This is a genomic window from Methanimicrococcus blatticola, from assembly GCF_004363215.1.
Taxonomy (GTDB): domain Archaea; phylum Halobacteriota; class Methanosarcinia; order Methanosarcinales; family Methanosarcinaceae; genus Methanimicrococcus; species Methanimicrococcus blatticola.
The window spans coordinates 38,334-63,805 of sequence record NZ_SNYS01000006.1 but is presented as its reverse complement, the minus strand read 5'-3'; the positions used below and the strand labels follow the sequence as shown (position 1 = coordinate 63,805).

The 25,472-nt window shown below is 41.2% G+C and carries 21 protein-coding genes; 13 read left to right on the top strand and 8 right to left on the bottom strand.

Annotation, left to right across the window (positions count from 1 at the left end; genetic code table 11):
* Positions 1–495 precede the first annotated feature (495 nt).
* The 5 genes from C7391_RS02335 to pylD all read left to right on the top strand — a co-directional run bounded on the left by C7391_RS02335 (position 496) and on the right by pylD (position 6,121).
* Positions 496–1,317, top strand: coding sequence for a hypothetical protein (locus C7391_RS02335; RefSeq protein ID WP_133516948.1), 822 nt, complete (start codon positions 496–498; stop codon positions 1,315–1,317).
* Positions 1,318–1,638: 321 nt separating this feature from the next.
* Positions 1,639–2,937, top strand: a complete 1,299-nt coding sequence (gene pylS, locus C7391_RS02330) for a pyrrolysine--tRNA(Pyl) ligase (protein WP_133516947.1) — start codon at positions 1,639–1,641, stop codon at positions 2,935–2,937.
* A 43-nt stretch (positions 2,938–2,980) separates the two neighbouring features.
* On the top strand, positions 2,981–4,102 hold the full coding sequence (gene pylB, locus C7391_RS02325; protein ID WP_223611031.1) for a methylornithine synthase PylB: 1,122 nt from the start codon (positions 2,981–2,983) through the stop codon (positions 4,100–4,102).
* A gap of 24 nt (positions 4,103–4,126) precedes the next feature.
* Positions 4,127–5,299: a 3-methylornithine--L-lysine ligase PylC gene (pylC, locus tag C7391_RS02320; RefSeq protein ID WP_133516946.1), complete on the top strand. Its 1,173-nt coding sequence runs from the start codon at positions 4,127–4,129 to the stop codon at positions 5,297–5,299.
* 18 nt (positions 5,300–5,317) lie between these two features.
* Entirely contained in the window at positions 5,318–6,121 is an 804-nt protein-coding gene (gene pylD / locus C7391_RS02315) for a 3-methylornithyl-N6-L-lysine dehydrogenase PylD (RefSeq protein WP_133516945.1), read from the top strand.
* A gap of 20 nt (positions 6,122–6,141) precedes the next feature.
* Here pylD and C7391_RS02310 read toward each other — a convergent pair whose 3' ends face one another.
* Together C7391_RS02310 and C7391_RS02305 are read right to left on the bottom strand one after the other, a co-directional pair.
* The gene (locus C7391_RS02310; RefSeq protein WP_166627369.1) at positions 6,142–7,284 is read right to left on the bottom strand and encodes an InlB B-repeat-containing protein; all 1,143 of its coding nucleotides are present in this window, start codon (positions 7,282–7,284) and stop codon (positions 6,142–6,144) included.
* Between the two features lie 102 nt (positions 7,285–7,386).
* Entirely contained in the window at positions 7,387–8,493 is a 1,107-nt protein-coding gene (locus tag C7391_RS02305) for a GLUG motif-containing protein (protein WP_133516943.1), read from the bottom strand.
* A 236-nt stretch (positions 8,494–8,729) separates the two neighbouring features.
* Between C7391_RS02305 and C7391_RS02300 the strand changes: the two genes are divergently transcribed.
* Positions 8,730–9,668: a hypothetical protein gene (locus C7391_RS02300; RefSeq protein WP_133516942.1), complete on the top strand. Its 939-nt coding sequence runs from the start codon at positions 8,730–8,732 to the stop codon at positions 9,666–9,668.
* Positions 9,669–9,679: 11 nt separating this feature from the next.
* Here the strand turns inward: C7391_RS02300 and C7391_RS02295 are convergent, their stop codons facing one another.
* Both C7391_RS02295 and mutS read right to left on the bottom strand, forming a co-directional pair.
* Positions 9,680–10,456 (bottom strand): coenzyme F420-0:L-glutamate ligase, encoded by a 777-nt coding sequence (locus C7391_RS02295; protein ID WP_223611032.1) that lies wholly within the window; start codon positions 10,454–10,456, stop codon positions 9,680–9,682.
* A 174-nt stretch (positions 10,457–10,630) separates the two neighbouring features.
* Positions 10,631–13,384 carry a DNA mismatch repair protein MutS gene (mutS, locus tag C7391_RS02290; protein WP_133516941.1) on the bottom strand — a complete coding sequence of 918 codons (2,754 nt, stop codon included), beginning with the start codon at positions 13,382–13,384 and terminating at the stop codon, positions 10,631–10,633.
* A gap of 98 nt (positions 13,385–13,482) precedes the next feature.
* On the opposite strand from mutS, the gene C7391_RS02285 reads away from it, so the two are divergent.
* Entirely contained in the window at positions 13,483–13,665 is a 183-nt protein-coding gene (locus tag C7391_RS02285; RefSeq protein WP_133516940.1) for a hypothetical protein, read from the top strand.
* A 95-nt stretch (positions 13,666–13,760) separates the two neighbouring features.
* Here C7391_RS02285 and C7391_RS02280 read toward each other — a convergent pair whose 3' ends face one another.
* Both C7391_RS02280 and C7391_RS02275 read right to left on the bottom strand, forming a co-directional pair.
* Positions 13,761–15,113 (bottom strand): polymer-forming cytoskeletal protein, encoded by a 1,353-nt coding sequence (locus C7391_RS02280; protein ID WP_133516939.1) that lies wholly within the window; start codon positions 15,111–15,113, stop codon positions 13,761–13,763.
* A gap of 183 nt (positions 15,114–15,296) precedes the next feature.
* Complete coding sequence (locus C7391_RS02275; RefSeq protein WP_223611034.1) at positions 15,297–15,806, bottom strand: PUA domain-containing protein; 510 nt, start codon at positions 15,804–15,806, stop codon at positions 15,297–15,299.
* A gap of 373 nt (positions 15,807–16,179) precedes the next feature.
* Between C7391_RS02275 and C7391_RS02270 the strand changes: the two genes are divergently transcribed.
* The 4 genes from C7391_RS02270 (at position 16,180) to C7391_RS02255 (ending at position 20,452) form a co-directional block, all read left to right on the top strand.
* Positions 16,180–16,962, top strand: coding sequence for a hypothetical protein (locus C7391_RS02270; RefSeq protein ID WP_133516938.1), 783 nt, complete (start codon positions 16,180–16,182; stop codon positions 16,960–16,962).
* Positions 16,963–17,095: 133 nt separating this feature from the next.
* Positions 17,096–17,680, top strand: coding sequence for a hypothetical protein (locus tag C7391_RS02265; protein WP_133516937.1), 585 nt, complete (start codon positions 17,096–17,098; stop codon positions 17,678–17,680).
* 56 nt (positions 17,681–17,736) lie between these two features.
* Positions 17,737–19,854 (top strand): DNA mismatch repair endonuclease MutL, encoded by a 2,118-nt coding sequence (gene mutL / locus C7391_RS02260; RefSeq protein ID WP_133516936.1) that lies wholly within the window; start codon positions 17,737–17,739, stop codon positions 19,852–19,854.
* A gap of 79 nt (positions 19,855–19,933) precedes the next feature.
* Positions 19,934–20,452: a deoxyuridine 5'-triphosphate nucleotidohydrolase gene (locus tag C7391_RS02255; RefSeq protein WP_133516935.1), complete on the top strand. Its 519-nt coding sequence runs from the start codon at positions 19,934–19,936 to the stop codon at positions 20,450–20,452.
* 64 nt (positions 20,453–20,516) lie between these two features.
* On the opposite strand, the gene C7391_RS02250 is transcribed toward C7391_RS02255, so the two are convergent.
* Entirely contained in the window at positions 20,517–21,437 is a 921-nt protein-coding gene (locus C7391_RS02250; RefSeq protein WP_133516934.1) for a DMT family transporter, read from the bottom strand.
* A gap of 374 nt (positions 21,438–21,811) precedes the next feature.
* Positions 21,812–22,219 (bottom strand): hypothetical protein, encoded by a 408-nt coding sequence (locus tag C7391_RS02245; RefSeq protein WP_133516933.1) that lies wholly within the window; start codon positions 22,217–22,219, stop codon positions 21,812–21,814.
* Positions 22,220–22,370: 151 nt separating this feature from the next.
* On the opposite strand from C7391_RS02245, the gene C7391_RS02240 reads away from it, so the two are divergent.
* Complete coding sequence (locus C7391_RS02240; protein ID WP_133516932.1) at positions 22,371–22,970, top strand: hypothetical protein; 600 nt, start codon at positions 22,371–22,373, stop codon at positions 22,968–22,970.
* A gap of 183 nt (positions 22,971–23,153) precedes the next feature.
* On the top strand, positions 23,154–25,445 hold the full coding sequence (locus tag C7391_RS02235; RefSeq protein WP_223611036.1) for an ATP-dependent DNA helicase: 2,292 nt from the start codon (positions 23,154–23,156) through the stop codon (positions 25,443–25,445).
* Positions 25,446–25,472 lie beyond the last annotated feature (27 nt).

The window sequence follows — 25,472 nt, the reverse complement described above, 5'->3', positions numbered from 1 at the left end:
ATCTTTAAACCATATTTGTCATTGGAATATTATCAAAAAAACAGAAAAATTTCACAATTTTGTTACAAAGATATTATAAAATTACAAAGCGGTTGCAATATTCATAAAGCTTTGAAAATTGTATGTTGCATATTTTTTCGAGGTCCTCTCTATCTGTTTTATTCTTAATTTTCATGTTCTGAAAAGAGGAACATTTTTATATATGTGCTTTCTTTGTAAAATTTGCTTTTGGATTTTTATTTTAAAGCTATCAGTTTTTCAAAGTAAAGTCTAAAACCACACATTCTATAACCACAAACCATATTAAAAACACACACACACACCCGGGTTCCCTCACACAGGGAACTCGTTTATTCTTATTCTTTATCTTATTCTTTTATCTTATTCTTTTATCTTATTCTTTAATCTTTGAATGGTTTGAGATTTCCGAATCATCAAATTTCTTATACTATCAAATCCTTTTAATTTCGATTCACATTAATCGGCAGTATACTTATGACATCCTGTAAAATCGCGCACAACTTTCAAGCCGAAACACCGGAACTTCCGGCCGGTATAACAAGAGCAGCGGACGCAGGATTCTCTTGGATCGCTGATCATTTTTCAAATACAACCGGCGCGTTTTCCCATATTGCCGTCAAAGATTTGACCAATTTAACGCTCGCTCACTTTTACTGGAATTATCCGCAAATCGGATTTTTATATCTCCAGACATTGCTTTTGAAACAAGAAGAAAACGGATCTTTCGGTGACCTTCGCGAAACCGCGCGCGCTGTTTCCTGTTTATCAAACGCCTATTCTTATTTGGAATCCAATTCTCACGGCTTGGACAACAGCGACCTTTTAACCGCTCGCGGCAAAGCTGTTCATTATCTTTTAGAGCATCGTGCCCGCTGGGGTGAAAACCTTTATGACACGGTTTACATCTTACCCGCTTTGGCAGATGCCGGCATTTTTGAGGAAGAGCTTTGTTTGGATTTGTGCAAAAATGACAATTCCGACAGACAACATCCCGGAACGACCGCGCTTATTTTGACCGCGCTTCAAAAACAAAAAAATTTAGGCAAATTCAATGAAGCGGCCGATTTCATGATTTTTGAATTCATTTCCCAAAAATTGAAATGGCTTTCATCCGTTCGAGAAGACGGTTTTTGGAAATATTCGGCAACAAGCAATTTGATTTTACAGACTTTCGTCTTCTGCAATCAAAAATACATTGCCATGGAATCTTTGCCATGGCTTTCCGATTCCCAAAAAGAAAACGGTTCATGGGAAAACGATCTCAACACAACCTCCCTTTCCCTTTTGACGCTTTAGCAGCTGACAGCATAATTTATAATGCAAACGCCGGCAGCGTTATAATAAGCGTTTAATACAACAGCGGCAGCATATATGCTCGCGGTTTGCAGCGTTTGGCGGAAAGGTATTAATTAAAACAACACTTAATTGCGGGAACACTTCAACTGCAAATCAGCAGGCAAAAAAGCAAAAACACATAACAAAATCATATACAACTGGCATTTCGGAATGGAAATCTGGTCAGGTAGACCAAATGGACTCTAGATCCGTTTAGCCGGGTTAGATTCCCGGGATTTCCGCATTTCAATTATCATGGAAAAATAAAAGGAGGAAACAAATATGGCAGACCGACCGACATTGGAAAGACTTGTCAAACTCAACGACGTTTGGCTGTCACGAAAAGATGTTTTGCACGGCATCAAAAAATATGATGTTTCCTCCCGAAAAATCCGTATTCATACCGACTGCGGCGAAGTCATTACTGTCAATAATTCCAGACGCAGCGCATCTGCCCGGTCGCTTCGAAATTCAAAATACAGAAAAGTCTGCAAGCTCTGCAAGCTTTCCGATGAGCGCATCAACCGTTTCGTTGCCAAAGATTTCTATGATCCGGGAATCACATACGTTGAAGCCCCTGTCAAGAAATCCGCGCCGAAAAAAGTGCTGAAGAAAGGAATGGCAGAAGCGTCAACTGTTCAAACAGCACCTGTCGCAGCAGAAACGCCGCAGAAAGCAGTGTCAATTGCACCGCAGGCAGCAGCGCAAACAACACAGACCGTTTCGCAATCAACACAATCAACATCAAAGGAGCCTGTTTCCGTGTCCGCAAAAGAAAAATTCTCGCCGTCTCAAAGAAAGAGATTGGAAGCTTTGCTGATTTCCGATGAAATCAATTTGGATGACCCGAATCTTCCGCCGTTTGAAGAACTGGAAGCGGAAATGGTTTCCAAAAGAAAGGCCGAGCTTGTTGATATTTATGAAAACAGCCGCGAACACATGCTGGCGAAGCTTGAGCGCGATATTTCGGCATTTTTGATTTCCAAAGGATTTATTGAAATCAAGTCGTCCATTCTCATTCCGGAAGAATATATTATCAGAATGGGAATCGACAAAGATGTTGAACTTTCTAAACAGGTTTTCAGAACCGATGACGGTAAATGTCTCCGTCCGATGCTGGCACCCGTTCTTTACAATTATCTTCATCGCTTCGGAAAAGTGATGCCCGATCCGCTTAGAATTTTTGAAATCGGACCTTGCTACCGCAAAGAATCCGACGGCAGCAGTCACTTAGAAGAATTTACGATGGTCAATTTCTGCCAAATGGGTGAAGGGTGTACCCGCGAAAACCTGGTGCAGCTGATTGACGAATTTTTAACTTATCTCGGAATCAGTTATGAAATCGAAGGAGATGAGTGTATGGTTTATGGCGCGACCGTTGATGTGATGCACGGCGATTTGGAACTGTCTTCCGCAGTGGTTGGTCCGGTTCCGATGGACATGGATTGGGGCATTGACAAGCCGTGGATCGGCGCAGGATTCGGATTGGAGCGTCTGCTCAAAGCCAAATACAACTTTAAAAATATCAAGAGAGGAAGCCGCTCGGAATTCTATTATAACGGCATTTACACGAATTTATAATCATAATTATAATCATAACAACAATCGGGGGATGTGTGGGGGAATGGATTATTTTTCAAAGATGAGTGATGCCGAATACAATCAATTCATTGAAGACATCATTCAAAAAAAATCGCTGACAGATGATGATATCCGCAGCATGCTTTCGGCAACGGACAAAGCCGGTCTTCAAAGAATGTTTGACGCGGCCGTTTCCGTCAAAAATCATTATTTCGGAAACGATGTTTATCTCTACAGTTTTGTTTATTTTTCCACTTACTGCAAAAACCAATGCACTTTTTGTTACTACAACGCGAAAAATAAAATTGATCGCTACAGAATCACGCCTGAAGAATTGAGAACTATGTGTGAAGAGCTCAAAAACGAAGGCGTTCACATGATCGATTTAACGATGGGCGAAGACCCTCATTTCCACAACAAGCCGGAAAACTTGCTGGAATTTGTGAGAATCGCAAAAGAAGTCACAGGACTTCCCGTTATGGTTTCTCCCGGCGTTGTTGACAACGATTTCATTCAAGCGCTTTCAAAAGAAGGCGCGAATTTTTTTGCGCTTTATCAGGAAACTTATCAGGAAGAACTTTACGAAAAACTGCGCGCCGGTCAATCTTTTGAAGAGCGTTTCCAAGCACGGCTCAACGCAAAAGCCGCCGGAATCTGCATTGAAGACGGCATTTTAACCGGTTTTTCCAAAATGAAACTCTCAAACGGAGAGCCTGTCAGCCCGTCCGTGTCTGACGACATCGAATCGGCAGTCGCATCCATTCGCGGAATGCAGAAAGCGGATCCGGATCAGGTGCGTGTCATGACGTTTGAACCGCAGCCGGGAACGCCGCTTGCCGGAACGACACAGGCGTCAGACTTGATGGAACTGAAAGTCATTTCCGTTCTCCGCTTCGTTTTCCCCGACCGTTTGATTCCGGCATCGCTTGATGTTGCCGGCATTCCGGGAATGGTTGACCGCCTCAACGCCGGCGCTAATGTGGTCACGTCTATCATTTCTGCCGACTCCAAACTGGAAGGCGTTGTCAATTTTGACCGCGACGTTTCGCTCAATGAAAGAAAGAGAGACGCGAAAAGCGTTATTGAGAAACTGAATGAGATGGGACTTGCCCGCGGCAGTCAGGAAAATTTTGAAGCTTATTTGAATCGAAACAAATCATCCTAAACAACATCATAAACAGGAATCAACATGTCGTTTTCAGCCCAATGCCAATTTCCGATTCATTCAGATTTTGAATCCAAATACGCCGGAAAAAGCATTTGTCTTATCGGCGGCAAACTTCAGGGCGTTGAAGCGGCTTATTTGGCGAAAAAAGCCGGGATTTCGGTTATTTTAATTGATAAAAATCCGTCGGCCCTGGCTCAAAATATTTGCGACGAATTCCATTGTTTTGATATTACAAAAGACAAATCCCGATTTATTTCAATCTCGGAAAATTCCGATTTCATGATTCCTGTTAATGAAAATGAAGAAACGATTGCTTTTTTGGAATCTGTTTCCGGCGAAATAAAATGCCCGCTTCTTTTTGATTTCGATGCTTACAGAATCAGCAGCGATAAATCCAAATCCAAAGAATATTTCAAAAAAATCGGCGTTCCGACACCGGCGGATAAACCCGATGAGCCGCCTTATTTTGTCAAACCGCCGTCAGAAAGCGGCAGCATCGGCGCGCGTATCATTCATTCCGATGATGAATTGAAAACGGTTCCGGCAAACTTTTTAATTGAAGAATATTTGGAAGGCCCTGTCATTTCTTTGGAAATTATCGGCAACGGTAAGGACTATACTGTTGTTAAAGAAACGTATATTCATATTGACGACGTTTGGGACTGTTTCATGGTCACGCCGCTTCCGCGCGATGAAATTTATCAAAAAATCGCTTTTGATTTGGCAAGCGGATTGAATTTGAAAGGCATCATGGATGTGGAAGCGATTTCCAGTCAAAAAGGCTGGAAGGTGCTTGAAATTGATGCGCGTTTCCCGAGTCAGACACCGATTTGCGTTTATTTCTCATCCGGCGTGAATTTGCTTCTTTTGTTAATTGAAGCGTTTACAAACCCCGATTTTAAAGAAAAAGGATTATCGGTTTCAACGAATCCGAAATATGAAAATGCGTATTGTATTTTCGAGCATTTCCAAAAGAAAGGAAACGAACTCATTTCAGGCGGCGAACATTTGATTTCTGCCGGCAGCAGTTTCAGGCCGTTTGCGGCGGATTCTGCAAGCAGCGGCATTGAAATTTTTGAATGCGCGGGCCATGACGGTTACCGCGCTTACACCGTTATCACTTACGCAAAAACGGAAGCGGAAACGAAGGAAAAAAGAGAAAAAGCGATGTCTTTGATTCTCAATCAAAAATAAAGCAAACGAGGAACGATTATGGCACTTTTAACACCTGAAGATTTGGCGAATATGACTGACGCGCTCGTTGAAAACGACCGTTTGATTACGGAATTGACAACTTATTCCTTAGACGGTCTTTGCCGCAAAATTTACGGTACCGCTCCCGCCAAAGAAAAAGTCGCGATTATTCCGATTACCGCCGGCGGCGGCATTATCGGAAGTTTTTCGGAATCTTTGCTTTTCACGGTTCAGCATTTCGGAATGGACGGTTTCATCACCGAAAATACGGATGTTGCCGGCTGGTACGAAGCGGTTACAAAAGGTGCTGACATTATTTTGATGGCAGACGATCTCGCTTACATCGCGCACAATCTCAGAAACGGTAAAATCGCTCACAACCAGATCTGTACCGGACGCATTTACGCTGAAATTCTCTGTCACGCAAAAGGCGGCAAAGACGGCGGCGATGACAAAGATGTTCTTGTTCTCGGTCTCGGAAAAGTCGGAACGCCGGCACTTGAAACTTTTTTAAATGAAAAATTTAATGTTTACGTTTTTGATGTCGACTCCAATCGCGTGAATGAAATTGCTTCTCAATATCCCGTTTTTAAATACGATTCCGAAAAGGAGCCGAAATCCTTTTTCAAAATCTTTGAAGCGACGCCGTGTCCCGACACGATTTCTGAATCTGTTCTCAAACAAAATTCAATCGTGTCAACACCCGGAATTCCGCTCGGCATTTCAGATGAATTGATTGAAAAATACAATGTCCGCGTTGTTCAAGAACCGCTCGGAATCGGGACATTGAGTATGTTGTACGCTGTTTTTGATGAAAAATAAAAAGATATGAATCTCAAAATTCATATCCCTGTTTCATCTTCTTCATCATCTCTTCTTTTTTTGACAAACAAATAAATTGCAAATGCCAAGAAAATGAAAAGTATTACCAAAACCGGTTTGATGATTTCGGGAACTTTTTCGGGCTTTTCAATAATGGTTTCATTTTCAAAGCCTGTTATTTTTTCAGGTTTTTCAGGATTAACGACAACAGCACCGCCTGTGCCGCCGTCGGAATTTCCGTCCTTATTGCCATCAGATTTCTGTTTCCATTGAGCATAAAGCGTCAACGACTCTTTCATTTCAATTTCATCGCCGGGCTGGTAAGAGTCGCCCGCTCCGTCCGGTTTGGTCGTCCATTTTTCAAATTCAAATCCTTCTTTTTTCATATCGACCGGTTCTTTAACCGTTGCTTTTTCAGGATATCCGCTTTCAGAAGGTTTCAAATATTCTTTACTGTCAACAGGAACAGTGTCGGCTTCGCTTGTAAAGCCGTTTCCGTCATATGTCAGCATAATCGGCGGCATCAAATGAGTCGCATCAGCTTGAATATTTTTATCTGTCCAAACAGGAACCGGGAGTCTGAATTTAAAATAATCATTTGCCGCCCAAACGGTAGTACTCCAGCCGGTCCATTTTTCAGCGGGGAAAGTGTTCCAAACTTCGACAGAAGTGAGGTTTGAGCCGTATAATTTTTCATTCGGCTGAGTACTATTATAATTCCCTTCCATATTGTCCCAAGCGAAACAATTCGTTGTCGTTAAATTACCCATATGGAATGAAGATATATACCCGACAAGACGGTTCGGAAATGAAGTAGAAGAGCCTGTAATATTTTTGTTAAGCGCATAACAATTTGTTAAATCTTTTTTCCCATATGATGCTACATTACCAACGATACCGCCTGTATATGTTGTTCCGGTAATGCTTCCGGTTGCATAACAATTTGTAATATTTGAATTCCCGGAGATAGTGCTGTTTCCGCCTGCATATCCGACAATTCCGGCGGTACCGCTTTTTCCGGTAACATCTCCCGCAGCAAAACAATTTGTTATATCGACGTTTACAGTCTGACCGACAAGACCGCCTGTATATAATGAAATCCCGGTAATATTTCCGGTTGAAAACGAATTCAATATTTTTCCTTTATGAATTCCGCCGATCAAGCCTCCCGTATTTTGATATCCGGATACGTTTGCGATTGAATATGAATTTTCGATTGTACATTCAACGGGAGCGCCATTACTGAATCCGACAAATCCTCCTACCTAAAATGAGCCCATAATTGATTCGCCAATAACAGAACTGTTTTTAATTGCGGCTGAACCACTAAAAACATTTCCAACAAATCCGCCGACATTTTGTGAAGCATTATTTTTTAACGTGAATGTTGTCAAATTTTTTTCATTGTATGCAGTTACCTTTCCTGAAAATGTACATGATTCAAATGAAATATTATATTGAGATTGACCAACCAAACCGCCGACATCTCTTCCGCCATATTGGTCTCCGCCATATGCTGAAACAACTGCGGCAGATTTTGATTTCTGAACTTCAAGGGGAGTTAGAATATCATTTGATCCTTCTATTAAACCGATTAAGCCGCCAATACATGTTGCTGCGGCTGTTGCTGTTGTACTTTCCACTTTGACATCTGCTTCCACAACACATTCTGTCATTTTATTATTAAGTGCTGAATATCTTCCGATGACACCACCTGTATTTGATCCTGAAGATTTAATTAATGCGTTTTTGACAGTGCATCCGGAAATATCCGCTTCATATAATTCACCGACAATTCCACCGACGGTTCCTGTTCCTGTAACACTTCCTTTAAATGAGCAACTTTCAATTTTTGTTTCTTTTGCTCTTCCAACAATTCCGCCGACATTTGATGTGCCGACTACATCTCCGTCAGCGTGACAGTTTTTAACAATAGAATTATTGATTTGACCGACCAATGAGCTTGTATTTACTTTCCCATTGATTTCGACATTTACAAGTGTTAAATTTGCAATATAGCTGTCAATCGCAGATCCGAAAAATCCGCCGTTATTAGTTGTTGTCTGGATTTTTAAATTTTCAATTTTATGATTATTTCCTTCAAACGTTCCTTTAAATTCGAAATTATATTTTCCGATCGGAGCCCAGTTATTTTCATAAGCGGTTCCCGTCAAATTAATATCCTCAATCAAAACATAATGCGCTGTAAGATTATTTCTGACATCATTTAATTGATCAGCCGTTTTAATTTGATACGGATTTTCGACAGTTCCATCTCCGTCTTCAAAGTCGGCGGCCGCCACTCCTGATGTTAATATAAAAAGAAAAATCATCACAGTAAATAAACGGATAAATTTTGACCCTTTTTTCATTTTTCTCACTTTTAGAAATTAATGCTTTTTAGGAATTACTATTATTTTGTATATTTAATAGAATGTATTCTAATATAAAAAACAATCTCTTTTGAGAATAATAGTATTTAACTTCAATATTAATGACAAATCGAATAATCGAGCACGAGGCTTTTTAATTACTTGAGAAAAAATGTAAGAGCTTTTATTACCGGTGAAATCACATACAAATTGTTTTGTAAAAAGGAGGGAGTTATTTGTACAGCCCGATCAATGAAAAACTTGAAAAATCCAGACAAGATGTTTACCGGTTGCATAAAAATAATTCCGCGCTTTCTGTTTTGAAAAAAGAGTTAAAAGAATTAGAAGAAAATGAAACGAAATTAAAAGAGCGATTTGATCAGGAAAATCGTGATCTTGAGAAACTTCAGCAGAAAAATATTTTATCTCTTTTTTATACTGTTTTCGGCCGGCTGGAATCTAAAACAAAAGAAAAACAAAAAGAAGTTCTGGCGGCAAAACTGCATTATGATCAATGTTTGTTTAATTTAGAAGATGTCCGCACTCAAATTCGGGAAATTGAAGCGGATAATGAAAAATATACCGGATCGGAAGCTGAATATCAATCTCTTTATGCTGAAAAAGAAAAATTACTTCGGCTGGATAACGGACCTGCCGCTCAAAAAATAATGAAACTTGAAGAATGTATTGAGGACAACAAAAATAATCTTCGGGAAATTGAGGAAGCCGTTATCGCCGGTGAAAATGTTTTGGTAAGTCTTAGAAAAGCGTTGAACAGCTTGGACAGCGCGTCCGACTGGGGTGTTTTTGATATGTTTGCAGGCGGCTTGGTTACAACGGCAATTAAACACTCCAAAATTGACGATGCGACAAGCGAAGTTGAAGAAGCGCAACATAGATTACGTTTATTCAATGCGGAATTAGCAGATGTTCAAATCGTCAATGAAATTTGTTTTGAAACGGGCGGATTTTTAAAATTTGCGGATTTCTTTTTTGACGGGCTGATTGTTGATTGGTTTATGCAAGAAAGAATCCATGAATCGGCTCACAGTATTGAAAATGTTAAAAAACAAGTTTTGGAGACAATGAACAAATTAGATGAATTAAAAAACACTGAAAATAAAATTATTTCAGAATTAGAAGAGGAAATGAAAAAAATCATTCATCATACCTGATTTAATCCGATTCATTTTTCTTTCTTCTCATTTTTCAATTCCAAAAGCCCGCGAATAAGAACATCTCTTTCTTTTGACCGGTACATTTCGGTAACCGACACGGTTTCATCGACATAAAGATCCAAACCGCTGACAATAACCGCCGGAACCCCGCCGCCGCCTTCGCCCATCACCAAATTCGCGGCGCCCGCGATTTCATCCACGACCGCTTCTTCTGAAATTTCTAAAACCATGCCGTAGAGATCTTTTTCACCAATCCATTGGCGAATGGCTTTGATATTGTAAAGGCCGACGGCAACATTTGTTTGCCCTTCTTTAAAAGCGCGGCCGTTGGTATCGGTAATAATAACGCTGATCTTTTTCCCTGTTTTTTGCTCAATTGATTTTCCGATTGCAGCCGCGTGTTTATCCGGGTTGTCGGGGAGTTTTAAAAGAAGACCGTTTCCGACATTAGACGCGTCGATTCCGGCATTGATGCAGACGTGACCGTTTTTATTGCGGACCAGCATGAACGGGGCTTCCGTAAACACTTCAACGCTTTCATCCAAAATCGCCTGAACAAAGCGCGGGTCTTTGCCGTTTAAGGCGGCAATGCGTTTTGCTTCTGCGCTCGGGACAACGTCTTCTTCACGGAAAGTCAGCCCGAGAGATTTTGAAACAATCGTTGACGCAATCACAATCACATCTTTATCGGCGATATCCGGCGCGTTTTTGCAAATAATATCTGCTATGTCATCTCCTTTTTCAATCAAAGGAATATTTTCAACCGCTTTCAAAATCAGGGACAAATCTCTCTCTCCAAAATACGCTTTTTAAATTTTCGAATTTGAAACAGAATTCATAAATAAGACGGATTCATAAACAGAATTGCGGTGCGTGATGAAAGTTACCCCATCTTGAGCAAAGAATGAAGAAAACTTATGAACTGATGCCGCATTTTCTTTCTTTTACCTTTTTTATTCTCAGTTCTCGGATTCCTTTTCCAACCGGCGCAGTTTTTCTTTGACTTCTTCCAATTTCAAAAGCGCTTGCATCGGGGTCATATGATTGACGTCCAAATCTTTGAATTCGGCTTTGAGTTCTTCAATTTCGGGATGTTCAACGAATTTTTCAACAATCCGTTCTTCCCCGCCGCCGCTTTCAGGATCAAAGAGCAAAAGCTGGGTGTAGCGCGCCGTTCTTTTTTTGCTGCGGCTTTCATCTTCGGCCAAGCTTTCATTTTCAATTTCTTTTAAAATTTCGGCGGCGCGCTCATTCACTTTATCGGGAACGCCGGCTAGTTTCGCCACATGAATACCGTAACTTTTGTCGGTTGCGCCCGGAACGATTTTTCGAAGGAAAACCAAATCGTTTCCTGTTTCGCGAACAGCGATATGGAAATTTTTCAGCCGCTTCAATTTGTTTTCAAGCGACGTTAATTGGTGATAATGCGTTGCGAACAGTGTTCGAACACCCTTTTTATCTTTGTTGTGAATGTATTCGACAACCGCTTTTGCGATGCTGTAACCGTCATATGTGCTGGTTCCGCGACCGATTTCATCCAAAAGAATCAAGTTGCGCTCGCCCGAGTTGTTTAAAATATTGGCCAGCTCAACCATTTCCACCATGAACGTACTTTTGCCGCCGGCAAGATCGTCATGCGCACCGATTCTCGTAAAAATGCGGTCAACAACGCCGATTTTAGCAAACGCCGCCGGCACAAAGCTGCCGGTCTGCGCCATCACGATAATCATTGCAATCTGGCGCATGTAGGTGGATTTACCTGCCATGTTCGGGCCGGTAATCAAAAGGAATTGGTTTTCCACGGCATCCATTTCCGTATCATTCGGAACAAACGCTTCAACGGTTGTTTTTTCAACAATCGGGTGGCGTCCGTCACGGATTAAAATGTCCAAGCTGTTGTCCAATTGCGGGCAAACATAATTGTTTTCAATCGCCGCTTCGGCGAAACTGCACAACACATCAATTTTTCCAATCAGATGCGCCATGTTTTGAATTTCTTTGGCGTAAGAAGCCACCTGTTCCGTCACTTCTCTGAAAATTTCATATTCAAGCGCGACAGATTTGTCATCGGCTGTCAAAATCAGGCTTTCGCGGTCTTTGAGTTCCGGCGTAAAATAACGCTCGCCGTTTGCGACGGTTTGTTTCCTGATGTAATTTTCGGGAACCAGATGCTTGTTCGCGTTTGTCACTTCAATGAAATAGCCGAAAACTTTGTTGTATCCGACTTTTAAATTTTTGATGCCTGTTTGATCCCTTTGTTTCGTTTGGAAATCGGCAATCCACTCCTTGCTGTCGCCTGAGACATTTCTGAGTTCGTCCAGTTCACTGCTGTAGCCCGGTTGAACCATTTTGCCTTCACGGACAATGACCGGCGGCTCGTCAACAATCGTTTTAGAAATCAAATCTGTGAGTTCCGACGCAAATCCGAATTGAGAAATGTCGGCACAGATCTCGGAAAGCAGCTCTGACTCGGCATTCCCGCCGCACATTTGATCCATCACGGCGCAGAGTCCAGGCAGTTCGGCCAGGGAATTGCGCATGGAAATCAAGTCGCGCGCGTTGGAATTGCCGTAAATCATGCGGCTGACAAGTCTTTCAATATCTGAAATGTTTGACAGGTGTTGTCTTAAATCATAACGGGGGAGGCTGTTTTCTTTGAGCGCCGAAACCGCGTTTAATCGTTTGGTAATTTCATCGGGGTCGACTAACGGGCGAAGGAGCCAGTTTCTCAAAAGCCGTGATCCCATCGGTGTTTTTGTTTTATCCAAGACGCGAATGAGTGAATAATTTTCGCCGTCATCACGCGTATTTTTAATTATTTCCAAGTTGCGAAGCGTCATTGAATCCAAAATCAAGTGTTTTGACATGGAATAAAATTGAACGGTTTGAATATGGTCCAGTTCTCTCATTTGCGTTTTAAGCGCGTAGTCAAGCGTTTTGCCGCAGGCGAGGACGGCGTAATCCATTCCTTTAAAGCCCATGCCTTCCAATGTGGAAATTTTAAACTGTTTCAAAAGGTCCGATTCGCATTTTTCAATTTCAGCCGATAATTTGGAGCATGAAAAAGTTTCGATTTTGACTTTATTTTCAGCCAAACGGTTCATCAGCAATTCGTTTTCCGTCAATGATTCCTGAACAATACATTCGGCCGGCCTGTATCTTGCGACTTCGCTGATGACTTTTTCATAAGGCGCTTCGTCTTCGAATTGACTGCCAAAGAACTCGCCGGTTGAAATATCTAAAAAAGAAATGCCGAACGTTTCGCTTTCCGATCCTTTCGCTTTTTTCTTGGACGCGCCGTCGGGATTAAAAGTGCCTGTCAGCGCCATCAAATAATTGTTGGCGGGATCCGTGATAATCGAAGAATCAATGGCCGTTCCGGGCGTGACGATTCGGACAATACCTCTTTTCACAACACCTTTCGCTTTTTTCGGATCTTCCAGCTGTTCGCAAATAGCGACCTTGTAGCCTTTTTTAATTAAACGCGGGAGGTAATTGTCAATGGCGTGGTAAGGAATTCCGGCAAGCGGCATTTGTTTGCCGTCTTCGGTTTTGCCGCGGTTGGTGAGTGTAATTTCAAGCTCCTTGGCGATGGTTTTTGCGTCGTCGCCGAAAGATTCGTAAAAGTCGCCCATGCGGAAAAAAACGAGAGCATCGGGACATTCTTCCTTTGCCGCATAATATTGTTTCATTGCGGGAGTGGCTTGGCTCATTTTATCAACCGTCGTCATAAGGATTTAAATATAAATGTTCTCATAATATTGAACTGTTATTGTTATTATAATACTGAAAAACAATCGGAGATGATTTTATGGTTTTAATTTGTCCGCAATGCGGAAAAGCAACTCTTTATCTTGAAACCGGCGGTGTTATGGGTGACATTTACCGCTGCAAAAACTGCACTTATATCGGTAACTTCGTCATTGAAAGCGATGATGATGATTTATCCGACGAGTTGAGAGAAGGAAAGAGGATGGAAACCGGAAAATATTAATTTCCTTTTCTTTCTTTTTTATTTTGCTTCATTTTGTTTTAATGTTCATTTTGTTTTAATGTTCATTTTTGTTTTTCTTTTATGTTCGTTTTGTCTTACTTTTTCGTTTCGGTGTTTTCCTTTCCCGAATCAGAATCGTCATTTTTTATTTCTTCAATATTTTCGCCCGTGAAAACATTGACAATCGTCATATCTTCACGCTCGGCGGCTGCTTTTTTGGATCTTCTTTTTTGAGCTCTCTTGGAAGCGGTTTTTCTTTTGTTTTGAGAAGAAGTTGCTTCATTTTCAGCTTTTGTTTCAATAGTTTCGGTTTCAGTCGTTTCAACTTCAGAAGTGTTTGTTTCAGCCGGTTCGACTTTATCCGGTTTTTCTTCAGCATTTTCAGGTTCAACTTCAAGAGGTTCTGTTTCTTCTGCCGCTTGTTCGTTTCCCGATTCTGTTTCTTTAACTTCTTCAGCATCGGCGACTTCTTCAGTTTCAGAAACTTCTTCTGCCGTTAATTCTTCTTCCGACTCGGTGTCTTCGATTTCTTCTTCATCGTCAAAGAGCTCTTCCTCTTTCTTTTCCGTGACGTTTGTGTTTATCAAATTAAAAGAATCGGCTTTGGAAAGAAGGGTTGCTTTTTCGGCATTTCCTGGGTCTTTGATATCAAATTCGTCGCCTGTGATAAATCGAACATTTCCGGATGAAATTTTGCCTTCCACAAAAGACGTTTCGTGAATCCAAACGGTTTTGGCAGTGATTATGCCTTCGATTTTGACATTTTTGTCAATAATCACTTTTGAGGCACTGATTTCACCGCTGACTCGAGATCCTTCTCCAATGAGTGTTTCTCCTTTTGAGCGAATGAAACCGTTAAAAATGAGATTTTTGCCGCTTTCAAAGCGTTTGCAAATCATTCGCGTACTGATGTTGCAGTCGTTTCCGATCATAACATCTTCGGGAACGTTGATGCTTTCCAATGAAATTTTAGAACCGAGCGGAATAACAAGGAATCTGCCGCGGCTGAGGGCTTGAGACATTTTGTCTTCATCCATGTTCTCAAAGTCGATTTCTTCATCGTCTTCAAATAATTCGCTCAGCGCTTTATCGATTTCGTCACTCGATTTGCCGATACCGATCATTGCGCGAATGTATAAAAAGATAAAAACCATGACGGGGAGGGGATTTCTCACAACGACCCAGCCTTTTGATAAAAAGCCGCCGTTGAGTTTGACTTCCTTGCCGATATCCAAATCGCCTTCCACAACAATTTTGCCGTCGATTGTTGTGAATTCGCCGATGTAAGCGTCACCGCCGACGTTGACGTTTTTGTCAAATTTGCACCAAACGTCCGCGCGGACATCGTCATTTGAAAAGACTTCGCCGCCGATGTGAACGCCTTCGCCGATCATTAAAAATCCGCCTTCTATACTGCGTTCAATTGCAGCGTGATTTCCGATAATCATATCAGCTTCAGTTGCAATTTTTTGATCGTCAATAACAGCATTATCAGGGACGATAAATGTTGTTAGAAAATTTTCCGGCAGTGGCGTCAACTCCTATGAAATTGTGTGAATGTTGTGAATGTAATCGTGGTAATAAATACAATGAATTGATTTAAAATTATTGCCAAGCGTCGACGGTTGGCATTAATCTTCTTTTTCATCTTTATTTTCTTCTTTATCAATGCCGCTTCTGACTAAAACAGCAGCCCCCTGACTGCTGTGAAGAATTTCCTGCGGCGATAAAACCAGTTGTCCTGTGGCAAGAAGCTTATCCTCTTTGTCGGTGACGAGAATTTCTTCCATTGCCCGAATATCGGGATCTATTGAAATGATGTGCTTGCAAAACGCTGTTTTTCCCATCGCGACAAACGGTGCCGCGTCATCAACAACAGCAACGCGCATTGCCGGTGCTTTCAAATGAGCGTGAAGCCTGCGAGCACCTTCCATGCTGAGCGTAAAGAATCCGTCTTTTGCGCGAACGGTCGCGATTCTTTCGCCGCCTGAATGAATCTGGCGAATGCGTTTGGTTTTGGAAAGCTTAAACGTTGAATCATCGTCAAACAAGACAGCTCCCGCTCCTTTTCCGAACTGGTAGTCGGCCATCATTCGAACACGCTTCAAACGCGCTTCTTGAGTCATGGGTATGCTTGTCATGTCGTCACCGAAATTTTATGAAATGAACGCCGATTACGCACATAAACGTTTTGTTTGCAGTAAATGAATTAGATGAAATAAATTCATGGCCGGTTTACTTTTTAGATAAATCGGAAGTGTTTACAAACATTTTCCGAAAATATATATCTCGGTAATATGATAATTATATGTCCTGATTGATTATTACATTAATCTGTAGGGAAAAAAGACAAACGCAGAGCATCATCTCTGTTTTTGATAAATCTGTTTGAACATTTGAAGTGAAAACGTAATGAACAGAATATTTGTTAGATCTGCATTTTCCATTTAAAACAGATCTGATTTAAGTGAATTCCAATTTAAGTCAAATTACATTCAAATTTCAGGCGATGACATGATAAAATCAAAATTTTTAGTGATTCTTCTTATTTTATTCATATTCACTGCTATGGTCTCTTTCTCTGTTTGTGCCGAGCACCGGGTTGAAACACCCTCTATATACAATTCAACTGAAAATAATTCAACTGATTCTCCGACGGATAATTCAAGTGATAACAATTCTGCGCTTTCTATATTTAATTCAACTGATAGAAATATGAATGAAACCGAAGATGCCGTTGAATTTATCGAATCTGAAAATATGGGATTAATTGAACTGAAATATGAAAAAGTACCAATTGATGACGCTTATTCCCGGGAGATATTAGGAGATATTAATGTCTCGGACGGTACACTTGAAACTTTTACACGATTCGGCTTATGGCTCGATGAAAAAAACGTAGATGTTGTGGCTGAAAATATAACTCTTGTCTATGTTGATGACGATTTGAAAGTCATTGAAAATTATTGGGTTTTTGCATCCCGTCCGGAATCAAGAGAAAGCCGCCTTGAAAAAATAAAAAATTCAAAAAGCAAGAATCCTTCTCCGGATGAAATGGTTGCGTTTTTAGAAGAGTTTGATGAAAAATATCCTGTAAAATATGTGCGTACCGGTGTTGTTTTATTTATTACGGTTGAAAATAAAGAGGCTTTGCTTTCTGAAATTTCCAGAAAAGATATTCGAATGCTTAGAGCTATAAAAAATGCCATTCTTGAAAAGGAGGAGGATCCGAATGAGAAAAGCGGACCTCTTCGTACGATCTTTAAAATTTTTAGAGAACTCTCATATTATATCTAAAATTTACATTTTTTGAGAAAAGATAAATTCAGGAACTTTCATTATTTTTCGCGCAAATCCCAAACAAAGCAAACCGTTAAAAACACGAAAATGGATTAATCTCTTACTTTAAAATAAAAAGAGAATCCAAACCATGCCCGACGTCATTATTTTGTGGGACAGCCCGCTTTTTTTTGAGCATATGTTTCAGGAGTACGGCATCTCTTCAACGGTCGCAGCGCCAGCATCGCTTAATTCGCCGCATTTGCCGCCCGCAAAGCTGCTGGTCGTTCCGACCGGATTTACTTATCCGGAACACGCCGCCGTCAGCAATGCGCTTGCGGATGAAAAAATTCAAAAAAAGATTTTTAATTTCGTTGAAAACGGCGGCGCTTTATTGATGTTTTCACCGCTGAAAGAAGTCAGCACGTGCAGTGCCTGCCGCGTTCCGGCGGTCACTTCGCTGACGCGCTTCGGGCTTGATGCCGAGTACGTGCAAACAGACATCCTGCTTTCGCGCAGCAGTCCGCTGACCGGCGACAGCGACTCGGTTTATTGCGACGGCTATTTCCAAAACATCGGCGGCAACTTTTCCGTGATTGAAAAAGATGATGACGGCAAGCCGGTTCATATCGCGGCGGATTTCGGGAAAGGAAAAATTATTCTTTCAACGATTCATGAATTTTTATCAAAAACGTATTTTGAATCTTTGCTTTCAGGTTCTAAAGTGAAACTATAAATGAGACAAAACCGAAAATATTCCAAAATTAAATGAGAAATAAAACGAGAGATAAAATGAGCAAAGAGTCTTCTATTCATGTTCTGGATCAGGACACCATTAATAAAATCGCAGCAGGAGAAGTGGTTGAACGCCCCGCGTCCGTTGTCAAAGAGCTGGTCGACAACGCAATTGACGCCGGCGCAAAAAACATTCGCGTCGAATTAAAGGACAGCGGCAAAACTTTAATTTCCGTTCGCGACGACGGCAAAGGCATGTCCCGCGAAGACGTTATTCTGTCTCCGACCAAACACGCGACAAGCAAACTTTCAACAATTACGGATCTCGAAAGCATTTCAACAATGGGTTTCCGCGGTGAAGCGCTTGCCGCAATCAGTTCTGTTTCCAAATTTGAAATAATCACGAAGCGAAAAGAAGATTCGACGGGAACGCGCCTTTACCTCGAAGACGGCAAACAGGAAATCACAGATGTCGGCGCGCCTGACGGCACAACCGTCAGCGTTCATACGCTTTTTTACAACACGCCGGCGCGTTTGAAATATATGAAAAGCGACGCAACCGAATTGTCTCACATCGCCGGCATGGTCAGCGATTTGATTTTAGCAAATCCGGCAATTTCATTCACCTTAACCAATAACGGGAAAACAATTCTATCCGGCGCGTCTTCGAATTTATTCAATTCAATCGTTGATATTTTGGGCCACGAAGCCGCCCGTGTTATGATGGAAATTCCGTCGGATCATATGGAATCTCAATTCGGTGAAAACAAAAAAGAAGCGATTGACCAAATTAAATCACTCACCGATTACGCCGACATCGAAATTTCGGGATACATTTCCAAGCCGACTTTCAGCAAAACAACAACCGATAATCTTTATTTCATTGTTAACAACCGTCCGGTGACTTCCAAAGAATTAATCAAAGCCATCCGACTCGGTTATTACACAAAATTGCCGAAGGACAGATACCCGGCAGCTGTCATTCATCTCAAAATCAATCCGACCGAAGTGGATGTCAATGTTCACCCGCGAAAAGTTGAAGTCCGATTCAAAGATGAAAACCGATTGGTAAGAATTGTTTCAGATGTGATTGAAACGACGCTTCGCTTGTATGAATTGGCACCGAAAGTAACGGCAGCAGAAGCCAAAAAAGTCGTCGAAAAATCATTTTCAGATTTCGGCGCGCCTCAAGCGTCTCAAAAATCTGAAACAAAAGAAGAAGCAAAAGCAGAAACAAAACTCGATTCGAAAACGGAATCCAAAACCGATTCAAAAGTTGACTCCAAATCCGAATCAAAATCCGAATCAAACACCGGATCTCAAATTTCAAAAACAATTGATCCGAATGTGAATGTTGTTAAAGAAACGCCGGCCGTTTATTCGACCAAAGCGGCATCTTCAATTGAAAAGGAACAGGCTGCGGAAGAAAAAACGCCCAAAGAACCGCCTTTCGGTGATTCTTCCTTGTCAGCCGTTTCCGAGAAATACGGAACAGGATATGTTGCGCCGGCAAAAGACACGGATAAGCGATTGAAAGCAACAGAGCGTTTGCTGTCGGAAACCGGTAAGACAAATGACAAAAAAACGCCGTCCGAAATCAGTATTTTGGATCACATCCGCATTGTCGGTCAGATTTCCAATCTTTATATTTTGGCGGAAAAAGACGGCGGTTTATTGATTATTGATCAGCATGCAGCGCATGAGCGGATTTTCTATGATATTATCAAAAAGCGGGAGAACGTTTCAGTTCAGGAATTGATTTCCCCCGTTGTCATCAATTTAACGCCGAAAGAAAAAGTGCTCATGGACGAGTACATTCCGTATTTGGAAGAAGTCGGCTTCGGCATTTCCGAGTTCGGCGATTACGCCTACGCCATCAGTTTTGTTCCGGTCGTTTTCGGCAAAATGGAAGAAGTTTCAACCGTCCATGATTTCATTGCAGATTTGCTTTCTTTCGGAAAAGTCAAAGACGAAACCGGTGCTCGCGATACGGTTGCCAAACGAACGGCTTGCCGGGCTGCAATTAAAGCAGGCGCCTCCTGCAATCAGGCGCAAATGGAAGAGCTGATCCGCCAGCTGAAACTGACAGAAAATCCGTATTCCTGTCCGCACGGCCGACCGACAATATTAATTTTCTCTCAAAAAGAGATTGAGAAATTGTTTGAACGATCTTAATCAAATTTAATTCATCAAATATTTATTCATTAAATAATTCATCAAATAATTCATCAAAACAATCAAATGAGGTTAACAGATGTCTTTTTTATCAGACGCAGAAATCAGAGGACTTATTTCTCAAAATCCGCCGCTTGTTGAAAACTATTTGGACTTGAACAAACAGGCTCAACCAAACGGTTTTGAAATGACGGTTGCCGAAGTTTATGAATTAAACGGTGCAGGAGCCGTTGATTTTGATAACAGCGGCAGAAAAACGCCGGACAAAAAACTGCTTCCTTTCGGCGAAGACGGTTGGCTTCATTTGAATCCCGGCATTTATTCAATCGTTTTAAATGAAATTGTCAACATCCCGAAAAACATCGGGGCGATTGCTTATCACCGCTCCAGCCTCACCCGCAGCGGTGTTGTTCTCGGAACAGCTGTTTGGGATGCCGGCTACAGCGGCCGCAGCGAGTGCCTCGTCATCGTTCACAACCCGGCAGGATTTGACATGAAAAAAGATGCCCGAGTCATGCAGCTTTTGTTTTTCAGATTGGGGACTGATGCCGATAATTTGTATAACGGCATTTACCAAAATGAAAATATGACGAAATAAAAACTCAAAAAAAAACTCAAAATCAAAAAATAAAGAGCAAAATAAAAAGTAAAATAAAAATCCATTATTCGGATCTGTATTTTTTCAAAGCAGATCCGATTTCATCTGTTTTTAAAGATTTTCCGGCAACAATCAGCACCACTCCTGCTAATATCAAAATAATTCCGATAATCAGTTGCAATGTCAATGCTTCTCCGAAAACAGCGATGCCGATGACAACCGCTGTCAACGGCTCCAGCGCGCCCATAATAGCTGTCGGGGTGGACCCAATCAAATGAATTGCTTTGACCATTAAAATTAATGAAACGACCGTTGGAATCAATGCCAACATACCTGCCCAAAACCACATTTTCGGCGTTGTCAACAGCTGAAGGTGACTGCTTTCCGATGTCAGTGAATGAATAAATATTGTCACCGTACAGAACACAATCACATAAAACGTCAGCTTGAGATCCGGGATGTGGAGGTCTGTTTTGTTGACAGATATTATGTAAAGCGCATAAGTCAGAGAGGCGGACAAAACAAAAATTACACCCAACGGGTTTAAGCTTCCGCCGCCGTTTCCGCCGTAAAGCAACACGACACCCCCAAGTGCCAAAACAATAGACAGAATCGTGACGAGTGAAATCTTTTCTTTAAAGAAAACAGCCATAATGACGGCGACAATGACCGGATAGATAAACAAAATCGTGGATGCGACGCCTGCTTCTATGTATTTAAAACTCATGAACAATCCGAGAGACGAAGCTGCGAATAAAACACCCAGTCCGGCCAGTACAAACAATTCTTTTTTGCTGACTTTAAAAGACTGTTTCTGAATAACCATGATCAAGCCGAGCAAAATTGCCGCAAGAAGAAAACGGTGAAACAATACGGAATCGGGATTAATTCCCTCCTCATACAAAAATAACGCGCCGAGAGGGTTCGTCCCGTAACTGATTGCAGCTAAAATGCCGAATATTGCGCCTTTCATTTTTGCGTTCATTTATTTTCTCCTCTTTCAGGCAATAAAAAAGAATTAAAAACTTCTCTCGGGTTTAAAAATCTTATCTGTCGGAGATACTTTGCTGTATAAATACGATTGTTTTTACGGTTTGCTTCGTTTTTGTGATTGAATTGGAAATTCAATGATGTGACATTTATCTAAAAATTTCAAGCAAATTATCAAATCAAAATAGATAGAATTAAAATTAGATAGAATTAAAATGAAATTAAAAAATGTTAAATAAAACTTACTCATATTTTTGTTTAAGGCGGATAAAACCGCATGCGGCAAGTGTACCGGGTGCACATCCAACAGTTCCATGCGGTACCGTTTTTTATTTTAAAGTTTGCGGATGTAAATTTCTTTTTGTTTTTTTAATTTATTCCCAAAAACAAATGCACAAGGCTACAGCCTACAAAGAATAATGACAAAGACAGGCAAATCATATCATAATTTTCATTCGGTTTTGCAATTCCTGCAAAAAAGCCTGCAAATAAACCCGTCCCCGATAGTATTAAAAAATACCAAAAAACGCGTTGGAATTCTTCAGGACCGCTGTATAAATATCGATCAGCAAGGATAATTATCGGGAACAAAATGCCTAATAAACCTGCTTTAACCGGACTTTGTGTCAATATTCCGTATGCAAAACTTCCAAATATCAAAAGTAAAAAGACCAAAGATCCTAACAAATTATTATTTGACAAAACGAGTAAAGAATATAGTGCCAAAAAAATGAAAAAAATGAATATATTTTTCAAATCTTTTTGATAAGAATACATCTTTTCACGCTCTATTTTCATCAAATATTAAAACGGGTTAAAATTTAAATCGTTAAAAGTTTCACCTGTTTCATCTTTTTAAACTTTCGCATTTCAAAAAAATCGGCATCTTTAACACATTTTCTATTCTTCTTTTCAATCGTGGTCTTTGATGCAAATTTCTTCTTTATTACTGATCTTGATTTCATTTTCACTCGGCGGTGCTTTGATTTTAGGCACCGGCGCGGTTCTCGGAAATATTCAAGATTTATCTCTGACTTCTCCCGTTAAAATCGAAATCGTTGATTTTTCCGGCGGTGATCGTTATAATGATTCAACGCGTTTTCAGGATAATATTTTGATTTTAAAACACGCCGGCGGGAGTTCTGTTTCATCGGAATCGGTGTCGATTCAAATTGCGGGAAAGGGCAATGCTTATTTAGGAATTCCGGGGTCGGGCGGGAAATTGGTTTACGGTGACGTTTTGGTTTTTTATGAAAACATCAGCAGCGGTAAAAAGAATTCGGATTTTGAAAAGAATAATAAAGAGATGCTTAAAGACGGATTTTGGTCTGCCGGAGAAAAATTGATTTTATCCGGAAATGACAGTTTGAATGCTTCCGCGTCAAGCGTTTTTGTTTCGGTTGATGGGGCGGCGGGAACATCCAACAATTACGGTTTTTCATCAAACCAAACGCTTGAAATTCGAATTTACCGGAAGAACAAAACGGGGATTCCGCAACTTGTTCTCAAAAAAGAAGCGGCCGTTTAAAACTCAAATACAATCAAATAGAAATTTGATATATACAATGAATGATTCTGATTTCAAAAATCTTTGAAATCATTTGAAAATTATTTGATTGTGTGAGAAATACAGAGAGACAAGTGATGCAAGAGGCATTAAAAACACTTTCACTCTTCTCACAATTTGTTTTTAAAACAGGCCGGCAGAATAATGGACAACGAACCGACACAGGAAACGACTCAATTTACAACGGCGTACAACATGAAAACAGCGCAGCAAAACGCTCCCGGTTTTATGAAATATTTCACCAAACCGAGTTGCTATCCCAACCAGGAAGATGCTATGAAGCAGATAGCAGCAGCGCTTGAGAAAAGTGAAGTCGTTCTTTTTGAGGGTGCCTGCGGGACGGGAAAAACGCTCAGTGCGCTCGCGCCGGCATTGGACGTTGCCGAAAAACAAAATAAAAAAGTCATTATTGTGACAAACGTGCATCAGCAAATGGTTCAGTTCATCAATGAAGCGCGTGACATCAAACGAAAAACGGATATCAAAGTCGCCGTCATGAAAGGAAAACAATCCGTTTGTCCCGACCATTTGGATTACGAAGAGTGCCGCGCCAAAACCGAAAACACGTATGAGCTTTTGGAAAAAGAACGCATTTATTCAAAAGCGAAAAAGGAATTGTCGGAATCCAATGAGCGTTATAAAAAATCAGGCGACGCCCATGAAAAACTCTTGGCCGGCGAAATTGAAAACGATCTCAAAAAAATGGAGCCCGAGCTTCAAAAAAAGAGAGAGCGTATTTGCCCATATTTGTATGAAGTTCTTCAATCGGACGCGACGCCGTTTAAAAAATGGATTTTTGACGATGTCAGAAGTTCGGAAGACATCAAGGAATATGCCGATGAAAAAGGAATGTGCGGCTATGAGCTTCTGAAACGCGAAATGAAGTACGCCGATTTGATTATTTGCAATTATCATCATGTTCTCAGCCAGGAAATATTTTTAACGCTTCTTGGATGGATTGAAAAGCTTCCCGAAGACGTTATTGTTATTTTTGATGAAGCGCACAATATTGAAAACGCGGCGCGCTCCCACTCTTCCATCACAATTTCCGAACGCGTTATTGAACGCGCCATTAATGAAATCGAAGAACACGACAATCATTTCCCGGAAAAATTAAAAGAAGACGCTCAGAAAATTTTCCATCTTTTTGTTGAATCCATTCGCGATTCTTACGAAAAAACATTCGGCTTCGGCGAACGCAATCGAATCGGAACGAATTGGATTGATATTCAAATCAGCGACCCTTACGAGCGTTTCGATTATTTGAAAGAGCGTTTTCTTCGCAAAATCGCGGATTACAATACGGCAGAAGGAAAAAAGCTGACCGTTCAATCCATTCAAAACATTTTAATCAATGTTTCTGAAATCGGCGATGAAATCGAATCCGTTTATCATGAAAATTATAAGTCAGGATCCGATTCTGTTCGCCGAAAATCCAATATTGTCCGCGCCGCCAATTTCATTTTCGCTTACATGCTCAACTCCGAAAACCCGAATTATTATCCGATTTTAAACATCCGGCGCGACGTTGAAACAAATGATATTTACGGCCGAGTTGAACTTTTTACATGCATTCCGCGAAACGTGACCGCGCCGCTTTTTGATTCTCTCGGCGGGTTGGTTTTGATGTCCGCCACTTTCCGTCCGTTTGATATGGCAAAAGAAACGCTCGGGATCGAACGACCGACGTTGGAAATCGCGTATCCGATTACTTTTCCGCCGGACCACCGACGAACTTTTGCCGTGTCCGTTCCGCCGCTTTACCAAAGCAAAAGAAATCATGTTTGGGTTCGGGAAACCGTTGAACAAACGCTTGTGTCGGCGATTTGCGCAACGCAGGGAAATACGATTATTTATTTCCAAAGCTTTGCCGACGCCGAAAAGTATTATTCATTTTTGTCACAGGAATGGATGCTGGCAGAATCCGGAATTAAAGTTTTGCTGGATCAGCCGGGCGTTTCTTCCAACACAGTCCGCGAAGAATTTTTCAAAATCGGTGAATCCGGCGAACGCAGCGTTTTGGTCAGCTACATTTTCGGAACGCTCAGTGAAGGCATTGATTACCGCGACGACCGCGCACGATCGGTGATTGTTGTCGGCATCGGCTATCCCGCACTCAACGATCGAACCAAGGCGGTTGAAGCGGCGTATGATACAGTTTTCGGCCCCGGCAAAGGATGGAATTTTGTCATCCTGATTCCGACGATTCGCAGAATCCGCCAGGCAATGGGGCGCGTCGTCCGGTCGCCGACCGATTACGGCGTTCGAATTCTGCTCGACGCGCGTTTTCAGAAAAGTTCGGCGCCGAAGCTCGGAAAATATTCCGTTTTCAGAGCGTTCCCGGAAGAAGAGAGTTCGGAGTTTATTGACGTTTTGCCGATTGAGCTGGCGGATGAATTGGAAAAATTCTTTGATAACTTTTCGGAAGCGGACTGAATTTATTTTGATATTTCAATAATTAAT

Bases quoted from the DNA above. Each gene is read 5' to 3' on its own strand.
- C7391_RS02335 (WP_133516948.1), top strand. From the start codon at position 496: ATGACATCCTGTAAAATCGCGCACAACTTTCAAGCCGAAACACCGGAA.
- pylS (WP_133516947.1), top strand. From the start codon at position 1,639: ATGGCAGACCGACCGACATTGGAAAGACTTGTCAAACTCAACGACGTT.
- pylB (WP_223611031.1), top strand. From the start codon at position 2,981: ATGGATTATTTTTCAAAGATGAGTGATGCCGAATACAATCAATTCATT.
- pylC (WP_133516946.1), top strand. From the start codon at position 4,127: ATGTCGTTTTCAGCCCAATGCCAATTTCCGATTCATTCAGATTTTGAA.
- pylD (WP_133516945.1), top strand. From the start codon at position 5,318: ATGGCACTTTTAACACCTGAAGATTTGGCGAATATGACTGACGCGCTC.
- C7391_RS02305 (WP_133516943.1), bottom strand. From the start codon at position 8,493: ATGAAAAAAGGGTCAAAATTTATCCGTTTATTTACTGTGATGATTTTT.
- mutS (WP_133516941.1), bottom strand. From the start codon at position 13,384: ATGAGCCAAGCCACTCCCGCAATGAAACAATATTATGCGGCAAAGGAA.
- C7391_RS02285 (WP_133516940.1), top strand. From the start codon at position 13,483: ATGGTTTTAATTTGTCCGCAATGCGGAAAAGCAACTCTTTATCTTGAA.
- C7391_RS02280 (WP_133516939.1), bottom strand. From the start codon at position 15,113: ATGATTATCGGAAATCACGCTGCAATTGAACGCAGTATAGAAGGCGGA.
- C7391_RS02275 (WP_223611034.1), bottom strand. From the start codon at position 15,806: ATGACAAGCATACCCATGACTCAAGAAGCGCGTTTGAAGCGTGTTCGA.
- C7391_RS02270 (WP_133516938.1), top strand. From the start codon at position 16,180: ATGATAAAATCAAAATTTTTAGTGATTCTTCTTATTTTATTCATATTC.
- C7391_RS02265 (WP_133516937.1), top strand. From the start codon at position 17,096: ATGCCCGACGTCATTATTTTGTGGGACAGCCCGCTTTTTTTTGAGCAT.
- mutL (WP_133516936.1), top strand. From the start codon at position 17,737: ATGAGCAAAGAGTCTTCTATTCATGTTCTGGATCAGGACACCATTAAT.
- C7391_RS02255 (WP_133516935.1), top strand. From the start codon at position 19,934: ATGTCTTTTTTATCAGACGCAGAAATCAGAGGACTTATTTCTCAAAAT.
- C7391_RS02250 (WP_133516934.1), bottom strand. From the start codon at position 21,437: ATGAACGCAAAAATGAAAGGCGCAATATTCGGCATTTTAGCTGCAATC.
- C7391_RS02245 (WP_133516933.1), bottom strand. From the start codon at position 22,219: ATGTATTCTTATCAAAAAGATTTGAAAAATATATTCATTTTTTTCATT.
- C7391_RS02240 (WP_133516932.1), top strand. From the start codon at position 22,371: ATGCAAATTTCTTCTTTATTACTGATCTTGATTTCATTTTCACTCGGC.
- C7391_RS02235 (WP_223611036.1), top strand. From the start codon at position 23,154: ATGGACAACGAACCGACACAGGAAACGACTCAATTTACAACGGCGTAC.